Genomic DNA, 9,713 nt, shown 5'->3' on the forward strand with positions numbered 1-9,713 from the left:
CCTCAACACCCTTTGGGCGTTCTGGGCCGTCATGCGATATGGCGGCCTAGTAAACGCGGCACGCGAGCTGCATGTCTCCCCGCAGGCCGTTGGCCAGTCCATAAAGCATCTCGAAAATATTCTCCAGGTGCAGCTTTTTGAACGAACACAAAGGTCGCTCCATCCCAACAAGGAGGCAGAACTTCTGTTCCACTACGTTGATGCTGGGCTCGATGAACTGAGTTATGGCCTCCGCCAGGTCGACATCAGCAAGCGCCGGCTCGGGTCCCAGCACGAGAGCGAGCTCCCAGGACCTGAGTCTGCAGCCAGGTGGCGAAGGCATATGCGAACATGACCAAGGTGTTAACCCCAACAGTTAATACGGCGATGCCCCGAGGCTCACTGTGATAGGTTGGACTTATACCGGATGATCGTTTTTTCCCCCTTTATGGGCGCGAGAAACTCGGACTAAATCTAATGGCATTCATTAGCCCGGATTTTCCCAGCCATGTCCACTTTCTCCGTCTCCAACCGCAAGATAGATCCGTCACGGGTACGAGCTTTTAAGCCTGACGGCAGCGTTGACGACAATGACCGCGTGGAGATTGGGCCCACGGATCTCGCGTTTGCCGAATGGGCTGCATTGGGATTGACTGCGCCCAACTTAGAGCGGATGCGGAAAGCCCGGCTCGACCGGATCGTCCAGCAGCTCCGTCAACGGGACTACGCAGGCGTACTCTGCTTCGACCCGCTTAACATCCGTTACGCGACAGATACGTCAAACATGCAAATCTGGACTATGCATAACCCATCCCGAGCGACGTTCGTGTCGGCGGACGGATATGTGATCCTTTGGGACTTTCACCGTTGCAGTCACCTTTCGAGTCACCTCCCGCTTATCAACGAAACCCGCGACGGCGGCGCAGGTTTCTTCTACTTCGTAGCTGGGGATCAAGAGGAGGCTGCTGCCAAGGCATTTGCAGTACAGGTCGACGAGTTGATGCGTCGCTTCGGAGGCAAGAACCGGCGTCTTGCAGTCGACAGGATCGAGGTACCAGGCCTCCGCGCACTGGACAAGCTCGACATTGAAGTCTGCAACGGAATGCAGCTGATGGAGCATGCCCGCGCCATCAAGGGTATCGACGAGATTAACGCAATGCGATGCTCGCTTGCCACCTGCGAAATATCGGTAGCGAAAATGCGTGAACAGTTGCGCCCGGGCATAGCTGAAGCAGAACTGTGGTCGGTGTTGCATGCCGAAAACATCGCCCGCGGCGGTGAATGGATTGAGACCCGCATCCTAACGTCTGGCCCCCGCACAAACCCTTGGATGCAGGAGGCCGGTCCTCGGCGGGTCGAGTCTAGCGATTTACTCGCTTTCGATACCGACATGGTCGGGCCTTACGGTATGTGCGCCGACATTTCCCGCACCTGGTTTTGCGGAGATAGCCACCCGACCGACGAGCAGCGACGGCTGCATGGCATTGCCTATGAGCACATCATGACGAACATGGCTTTGCTTAAACCTGGCGTATCGTTCACGGAAATCACGGAGCGAAGCCACAGGCTTCCGGCGGAATTTGTGCCGCAACGCTATGGCGTTATGATCCACGGTATCGGTCTTTGTGATGAGTATCCGGCGATAGCCTATCCGGAGGATTTTGTCCCCGGGGCGTTTGATTATGTCTTGGAGCCGGGCATGACATTATGCGTCGAGGCGTACGTTGGTGCCGTGGGCGGCCGCGACGGTGTTAAGCTCGAGGATCAAGTCCTGATCACAGAGGATGGAGTCGAAAACCTCACTAAGTGTCCGTTCGATGCCGCTTTAATGGCTTAGTACGGCAATCGTATCTTGGCAGGTACGAACTTTGCTCAGAGGAGAATCTCAGATGAACCTCATCCAGCACTCCGAGAACCTCTTCGAGTTCAGAGATACCTGCAACGTGTTCGTGCTAAAGAGTGGAGACGAATGTATCCTTATCGACACAGGATCAGGATCTGTACTTGATCACCTTCACTGCATTGGAGTGGAACGTGTTGCATGGGTACTTCACACACACCATCATCGCGACCAGTGCTGGGGAACTCATTTAGTGAGGAAAGGGGGAGCCAGCGTTGCTGTTCCCGAATTCGAGCGCCATTTGTTCGAAGACGTTGAAGCTCATTGGCAAACCCGGGGGATCTTCGATAACTATACCAACGCCAACACGTTTTTTTCCCTCGCACAAAACGTTCCGGTCGACGCAGTGCTCGAGGACTACACGACCTTCGCTTGGAAGGATTACAAGTTTTATGTGTTGCCTGCCAAAGGGCACACTTACGGCATGATTACTCTGATCGCAGAGGTGGATGGGCTGAAGGTCGCCTTTACAGGTGACCTGATGACCTGCGGTGGCAAGCTCTACCAACTACATGCCATGGAGTACGCCTACGCTGATATGGTCGGCGTCGAATTCACGATGCAGTCCATACTTGCCCTAAAAAAAGAGCGCGTCGTGATTTCCTATCCGTCACACGGGGAAGTTATTAGGCACGTTGACGAGGACATTGCTAATCTTGAGTCAAGGCTAGCTGAACTTGCCAACATAGGCAGGCTTCTCACCTCGGGGTGGAACACCGGATACCCAGACTGGAAAACGATACATGAAAGTAGCTTGCAACGAATTTCTGAGCATCTGCTCTGGGCAGGGCCTTACACATGCTCGAACTTCTACATTGTGCTCAGCGGAAACGGACACGCGCTACTGATTGACTACGGTGCAGCCTCTCAAGGCCAGATTCATTTCGGTCTTGATCACGAAGGTATACAAGCCCTCCGCTTTGTCGAACATCATATCGATCAAATGCGAGATGAGTTCGGGGTGCAGCATATCGAAGTTGTCGTGGCCACGCACATTCATGACGACCACATATGCGGAATACCCTATCTTCAGCGTAAATTTGGAACTCAATGCTGGGCGCTAGACTGCGTGGCTGAGGTTATCAGCAACCCGGCCGCGTGGGCAAGTACGCCATGCTGCTTCAACAAGCCAATTGGCGTGGCCAAGGTGCTACGTGACGGAGAAAGATTCCACTGGCGAGGTCACGACTTTGTAATCTATTACGCCCCCGGCCAAACCGAATTTCACTCGATGATCCTAGGAACGATCGATGGCAAGCGAATGTTGTTTAGCGGGGACAACGTCGCCCTCTGCAATCCCCAGGCCGGGCAAATCGACGCTGACATTCCGGTCCAGCTTACGGTGATGCGCAATAGCTTCCAGTTGGAAATGCACCGGCATTGCGCCAAGGTAATGGAGACAATAAGTCCTGATTTTCTGTGTCCAGGGCACGGAAACTTAATCCCCATGGATCATTCACGGATTGCCCAGTACTCAGAGTACATTAAACGGAAGGAGATGGCATTCCACGAAGTTGTGGGTAAACCCGCAGATCATTTCATAGATTTGTTCTGGGCTCGGATGCTCCCCTATGTTGCTGCGGTGTGTCCCGGCGGCGAGATCACCTATACTATCAAGATCCGTAACAATTTAGAACGTGTTGCTGTATATGGCGCCAGACTTCTTCCTGCGTCTGGGTGGGTCTGCCGGGACGACACACAGAGCGTTGCGCTTGGCCCGTCAGAGCGGGGCGAAGTTGTCTTCACCGCGTTCGCGCCGGGAGATGTGGATCCGCAGCGGAAGCTTATGACCGCCGAGATTCTGATTGATGGCCTGTCGCAGGGGCCTATCTGCGAGGCTCTCATCTCAACTACAGGCAACGCTCAGCAGCCCCGCCAACCCTCGTCTAAAAACGGTCGATATAAGTGCTTGCACGACTATGACCCGCAACAGGTGCATCTGCGGGGCTACGACACTGGCCTGACAACTGCTTCGGCAGCGGATCACTCCGTCCGAGGTTCAAATCACTAGTGCGATGAAAGCTTTTCATTTGTCGGGCTTACTACGGCTTGATCTGTAGTTGTGCCGACATCGACATTACCCTTAACGAGTCACTCACATGTCAAACGACCCACTACTGCAGCCCCTCCAGCTTAAGCACCTGACGCTTCGAAATCGCATCATGTCTACATCTCATGAGCCAGCCTTTACAGATGAGGGGCTTCCCAAAGAACGATACCGCCTTTACCACGCCGAGAAGGCGAAGGGGGGCATGGCGTTAACGATGATTGGTGGGTCGGCCGTTGTCGACATCGACAGCCCGCAAGCATTTGGAAATATCCAACTTCACAAAGACGAGGTGGTGAAATGGTTGCGCGAGTTGGCTGACGACGTCCATTCGCACGGTGCTGCGGTAATGATCCAGATGACGCATATGGGCAGCCGAACGGCCTGGAATAAAGCCGACTGGTTGCCGATGATCGATGCTTCTCACATTCAGGAACCAGTACACCGGGCGTTCCCCAAAGCCATGGAGGACTGGGATTACGAGCGAGTGATCAATGCATTCGCCGATAGCGCCGAACGGGTAAAGGCATCGGGACTTGATGGATTTGAGCTTGAGTGCGCCTCGCACCTAATTGCGCATTCCTGGTCTCCAGCGACAAATAAGCGTGAGGATGAATACGGCGGATCGCTAGAAAACAGAATGCGGCTGGTTATGGGTATCCTGACCGCGATTCGCCAACGAATCGGGCAGGAGTACATCGTTGGCGTTCGGATGGTATGCGACGAGGCCATGCACCGAGGGCTTTCGGCAAACGAGGGCACCGAAATCGCCAGACGTCTCGCCGCCACTGGGATGATCGATTTTGTAAACGTGATCAGAGGTCATTCATCGAAAGACGAAGGTCTGAGTCATGTTATTCCAAGCATGGGCAAGCCATCGGCACCGCATCTGGATTTTGCGGGCGAAGTTCGTCGGGCGGTTGGAATACCGACATTCCATGCAGCTAGAATTCAAGATGTCGCCACCGCTCGCCACGCAATTGCGAGCGGCAAGCTCGACATGGTTGCGCTGACACGTGCCCACATCGCTGATCCTCACATTACTCAAAAAATAATCGAAGGCCGAGAAAGCCAGATTCGGCCCTGCGTCGGGATGGGCTACTGCATCGATTCGATTTACACAGGGCAGGCCTCGTGCGTGCACAACGCAGCAACAGGCCGTGAAGCTTCGCTTTCTCACGAGATTGTTCGTACCGCCGGACCTCACCGCAATATTGTTATCGTTGGTGCAGGTCCCGCAGGTCTAGAGGCCGCGCGAGTGGCTGCTGCACGCGGTCACCGCGTAAAAGTATTTGAAGCCGCCCCCAAGGCCGGGGGGCAGATATTGATAGCGTCTGCACTGAAAAGGCGGCGTGAAATCCTCGGTATCGTCGATTGGCGCTTGGCTGAGTGCGCCCGCTTGGGTGTACAGATCGAGTATAATCGTTACGTGGATGCGAGCGACGTCCTTGCAGAAAACCCTGATCTGGTGGTTGTCGCGACGGGAGGATTGCCTAATCTGGATTCCCTTCATGAAGGCCAGGAGTTGGCCACAACCAGCTGGGATATCTTGGGCGGAAATGTTCCCGTGGAAAAATCGGTTCTCCTTTATGATGATGCCGGTACTCATGCCGCTATGACCGCTGCAGAATTCATTGTCGAGGCAGGCGCCGATCTTGAGGTCGTTGCCCCTACCAGAACTCTGTCTCAGGATATCGGCGCAACAACTTATCCCTCCTATTTCAAGTCCCTTAAGAAAGGGAACGTGACGGTAACGATGAATCTGCGGATCGATCGGCTCGAACGGCGCGGTAATAAGCTCGCTGCAGTATTCCTTGACGATTATACTAAGGAGTATTCGGAAAAAATCGTTGATCAGGTTGTTGTCGAGAACGGCATAAAGCCGATCGAAGACGTCTACTTCGCGCTCAAGCCGTTGTCCAAAAACGGAGGCGAGGTGGATTACAAGGCGCTTATCGCGATCCAGCCGCAACAGAAAATCAATAATCCCAATTCGGACTTCCAGCTGTTTCGGATTGGCGACGCGGTAGCAAGCCGCAACATCCATTCAGCGATCTACGATGGCCATCGCTTTATGGCGGCGGTTTAAGTCGCCGCATACGAGGCTCCTTGCCTGTAAGAAGTCATCTTAAGCCCGTGACGTGTCGACGGCGCGTTGGGGCTATGTTGCCGAAGGCAGTCTGGCGGCCTCCAGCTTATTAGGAAGGGCCCGATGGACACAATAATAAGTAGAACCACTTCTCGCCTCAGAACAGACGTCATCCCTCCGCGAGTGACTCCGATCCACTTTTCTCAGGCACATACGCGTTGCTACCACGTGTCAGTGTTGCTGGTTCCGGAGTTCTCTCAACTCTGCCTTTCGTCAATCATAGAGCCGTTGAGATTGGCAAACATGCTGTCGCGAAGGGAGCTCTTCAAATGGCGGATAATTGGTCTATCTGTCGGACCGGTCAAGTGCGCGAATGGCATATCACTCGGCGTAACGACCGACATAGAATCAGAGCGCGCCGCAGTCAACGGCGGCTCGGTGCCTGATGCGGCAATTGTCTGCGCGGGTGAAGCGGTCGAGCAATTTTGCACGTCCTCAGCAATCTCGCTGCTACGGCTTTATAAGCGACGTGGAGTCACACTTTTCGGAGTAAATACGGGAACTTGGCTTCTCGCGAAATCCGGCCTGCTTGACGGCATCCGATGCACGATTCACTGGCGCAAAGCCGCTGCCCTATCGGAGAGATTCAAAGATTTAAAGGTCGAGACGGCGCTCTGCGTGCGGCATGAGCCCTTTATCACTTGTTCTGGAGGTTTCGCAGCCTTCGACATGATGGTCGATACCATTGAGAAGGTATTTGGCAATGAGCTGGCACGGACGGTCTGCCGGTACATGGCGACGGATACGGCTCGTCACGGGACCGAACCTGCCGCCATGCCGGCCAGTCTTCGTCGGGCAGGGGCCAGCGCCAAGCTCATCGGCGCAATCCGGCTAATGGAGAGCAACTTGGAGCACCCGCTTTCGCTAAACAGGATAGCGAAGATGGTCAGCTCGTCACGCCGTCAGCTCGAGCGACTATTCCATAACTACCTTTTGACAACTCCCTGTCGACACTATTTGAACCTTCGGCTCTCTCGTGCGCGACAGTTGCTTGAATCCACGGAACTTCGAATAATTGAGATCGCGTTCGCTTGCGGCTTTGAGTCCCCATCTCACTTCTCCAAGACCTTTCGCGAGCACTATGGAGAGGCACCAAATGTGATGCGCATGGTAGCCCGTGTACCTGAGGTGTCGTAGCTATCTGCCCATCGGTACGGGTTTTTTCAACTTGGTGAAGAGCGAGGCCGCGGCGGCTTTCTGCTCCGCCTCGACTGCCTCGACGCCCGACGCTTTCGCCAGGGCGCGAACGCGCCCCAGACTGTTGTGCAGATGCTTGCGCATGGCCTGGCGGGCTGCGCGGCCGTCCTGCTTTTCGATGGCATCGACGATGGCTTGTTCGTTGTGAATGCTCGCGTAGTAACTGTCCTTGAGCTCCGGCTCGACGACGTAGCCGAGCTGGAAGCGTGGCACGATCATCGGTCGCAGATAGCTCAGGAAGCCGTGGATGAACTCGTTGCGCGCGGCTTTGGCGATCGCCAGATGGAAATCGTAATCGTAATGGATCTGGACGGCCGCGGGATCCGCCTGCTGGGCATCGCCCTGCTCCATCAGGGCCCGGATTTCAGTTGCCTCCTTGTCGGTCCGCCGTTCCGCGCAGAGCCCGGCGGACTCCACTTCGACGCTCAACCTGAGCTCCAGCAAGGAAATGGTTTCGGACAAGGTTCTCAGCGCTTCGTCCGGGATCGAAAAGTTGCGCGGCGCCGGCGTCTCGCTGATGAACATGCCGCGCCCTTGCTGCGGCACCACCATGCCCCATGCCCCAGTTTCCTCTCCCTGCCGGGAAACTGTCCGCGATTTTCTGTGTCATAGTCTAGGGGTGCACTCCATCACCGTCCGGGCATTGTTGAGACGCGCTCGCTACAGGTGAAACGCTGTACAGATGTTATCGGCATCGGCCAGGAGCGCTCTGCCTGTCGCGCATCCGTACATGTTCATTTGCTCTTCGATCGCCATGCGAGGTTCTGGACAAGATGAAAACGGTCGGCGACTTGGAGCGCCTGCGGAGCCCCTTGGCGGGCAGCCCGAGCATGCAGCCCGAGCATAGAGCCCACAGCGGGTCCCGGCTTATGATTTCAGGATGCGTCGCAACCATTCGGTGCAACTCTCCACATTGCGATCCTCAAGGAGGTCGACAACAGAGCGCCGCTCGACATCGACGATGATCGTACTACCTGCAGGCAATCCCTTTCGCCAGAAACCGGCAACCTAAGAGGACCCCATGACCGACATCCAACGCGCTTCGACTTCGACACTCGCATCCACCACGGCGTCATCCACAACGGCACGCTCTACCTCACCCGGTCAGGTCGCGAGACCCGGGCCGGACGGCAAAGAGTTATTGATGAGGATCAAAAGCTGGAATTTCTCCAGCGCATGGAGGCAGGCGAAACCGTCAGGACGTTGGCAGATGAGGTTGGCATCAGTCGCCAACGACTTTACGAGTGGCGTGATCAGCTCAGGCTCCACAGCAGTCTGAAGTCGCGTCGGCGCGGCCGGCCGGCCAGATCGACAGCCGGAGTTGACGGGGCCGCGCAGCCGCAGAGCGCGGTTGACGTGCTGGCACCTCAGGAAAAGGCACTGACCAAGGCCAGGCGCCGGATCAGGGAATTGGAGCAGAAAGTCGGGCAACAGCAGCTCGATTTCGATTTTTTCCGAGAAGCCTTGCGGCACTTCGAGGAAGATCATCGTCGGAGCAGCGCTCCCGGCGAAACGGGATCTTCAAAGTCATCGAAAAGATGACGACCGGCCTGTCGCAAGGCGAATGTGCTGGCTCGCTGGCGTCAGCGCGCGAGTTATTTCCGTCACTGGCTGGTTTCGGCCCCTCGTCGGGCCGAGACAGGTTTGCGCGATCTCATTCAGAAGCTGGCTCTCGGCAACGCCCACTACGGATATCGCCGGATCGCAACCCTGCTGCGGCGGGAGGGGTGGCAAGTGAGTTCAGATTTGACCGCAGAGGCAACGTCCAGAACACTGCGCATCCCGACCGCTCCGCGCCCGGCCTCGGCTCCACTTCAGCTTCGACACCGTTGTCAGATTGCGTCTTAACAACTGCACGTCATGCAAATGGTAGCATGGCCAACTCACGGTCTGCGGATTGCTGTATGTGCAGGACGGTTCGAACTGCTAGGAGCCGACAAAGTCTGAGATTTATCCATTTCCCTCGGATAGTACGCTGGGTTTCCTCGAGAAAGGTATGATGCGTAGAATCGCGACACGAGCATTGGATGATCGAGAGGCAACTTGGAAAAGCCTCCGGCTGCACCTCGGCAATTCGCCGCCGAGCAAAGACAAACCGACACCCCGAAGCACTCGAACTCCGAAGTGGCGTAATCCCAAGTGACTTCGACGCCAGAAAAGATCTCCTGATTAGCGATAAAATCATGGGCCCCGAACCGATTAGGCACGATCGCTAGATTGGGATCACAAGAATGATTGGCAATGACAGCCGGCCTCTCAAAGAGAGCGTGAATATCCCAATCCAGTTGGATCGAATTTGTCGTCCGAATCGCTTCTAGTGGTTTCCGCCTAACATAAGAGTCCGGCTTGGGATTCCCTTTCGCGAGTGCGCATGCGAGTTTGGCGCATGCGCACAGGAATATCCCTCACCGTTTCGCCGATTGATCGCCAGCGCCTGAGCG

General features: G+C 55.6%; 8 protein-coding genes and 1 pseudogene. 6 read left to right on the top strand and 3 right to left on the bottom strand.

What is annotated here, in order from left to right; translation table 11 throughout:
- The 5 genes from D3227_RS38950 to D3227_RS38970 form a co-directional block, all read left to right on the top strand.
- Positions 1–334: helix-turn-helix domain-containing protein (locus tag D3227_RS38950; protein ID WP_147377810.1), on the top strand; the 334-nt coding region annotated here is incomplete at its 5' end.
- A gap of 153 nt (positions 335–487) precedes the next feature.
- On the top strand, positions 488–1,816 hold the full coding sequence (gene dddP / locus D3227_RS38955; RefSeq protein ID WP_120019299.1) for a dimethylsulfonioproprionate lyase DddP: 1,329 nt from the start codon (positions 488–490) through the stop codon (positions 1,814–1,816).
- Positions 1,817–1,868: 52 nt separating this feature from the next.
- Positions 1,869–3,890, top strand: coding sequence for an MBL fold metallo-hydrolase (locus D3227_RS38960; protein WP_120019300.1), 2,022 nt, complete (start codon positions 1,869–1,871; stop codon positions 3,888–3,890).
- An 88-nt stretch (positions 3,891–3,978) separates the two neighbouring features.
- Positions 3,979–6,015, top strand: a complete 2,037-nt coding sequence (locus D3227_RS38965; protein WP_120019301.1) for an NADH:flavin oxidoreductase — start codon at positions 3,979–3,981, stop codon at positions 6,013–6,015.
- Between the two features lie 303 nt (positions 6,016–6,318).
- Positions 6,319–7,212 (top strand): GlxA family transcriptional regulator, encoded by an 894-nt coding sequence (locus tag D3227_RS38970; RefSeq protein WP_245452139.1) that lies wholly within the window; start codon positions 6,319–6,321, stop codon positions 7,210–7,212.
- On the opposite strand, the gene D3227_RS38975 is transcribed toward D3227_RS38970, so the two are convergent.
- Both D3227_RS38975 and D3227_RS44685 read right to left on the bottom strand, forming a co-directional pair.
- The gene (locus D3227_RS38975; RefSeq protein WP_167481062.1) at positions 7,213–7,824 is read right to left on the bottom strand and encodes a FadR/GntR family transcriptional regulator; all 612 of its coding nucleotides are present in this window, start codon (positions 7,822–7,824) and stop codon (positions 7,213–7,215) included. It lies immediately after the preceding gene.
- 114 nt (positions 7,825–7,938) lie between these two features.
- A pseudogene (locus D3227_RS44685) lies at positions 7,939–8,268 on the bottom strand (transposase); the annotation flags it as partial.
- Between the two features lie 180 nt (positions 8,269–8,448).
- Here D3227_RS44685 and D3227_RS38985 point away from each other — a divergent pair.
- Entirely contained in the window at positions 8,449–8,814 is a 366-nt protein-coding gene (locus D3227_RS38985) for a helix-turn-helix domain-containing protein (RefSeq protein ID WP_120019304.1), read from the top strand.
- Positions 8,815–9,155: 341 nt separating this feature from the next.
- Here the strand turns inward: D3227_RS38985 and D3227_RS44690 are convergent, their stop codons facing one another.
- Positions 9,156–9,674, bottom strand: coding sequence for an SET domain-containing protein-lysine N-methyltransferase (locus D3227_RS44690; protein WP_120019303.1), 519 nt, complete (start codon positions 9,672–9,674; stop codon positions 9,156–9,158).
- Between the last annotated feature and the right edge of the window lie 39 nt (positions 9,675–9,713).

This window comes from Mesorhizobium waimense (assembly GCF_003601975.1).
Taxonomy (GTDB): Bacteria; Pseudomonadota; Alphaproteobacteria; order Rhizobiales; family Rhizobiaceae; genus Mesorhizobium; species Mesorhizobium waimense.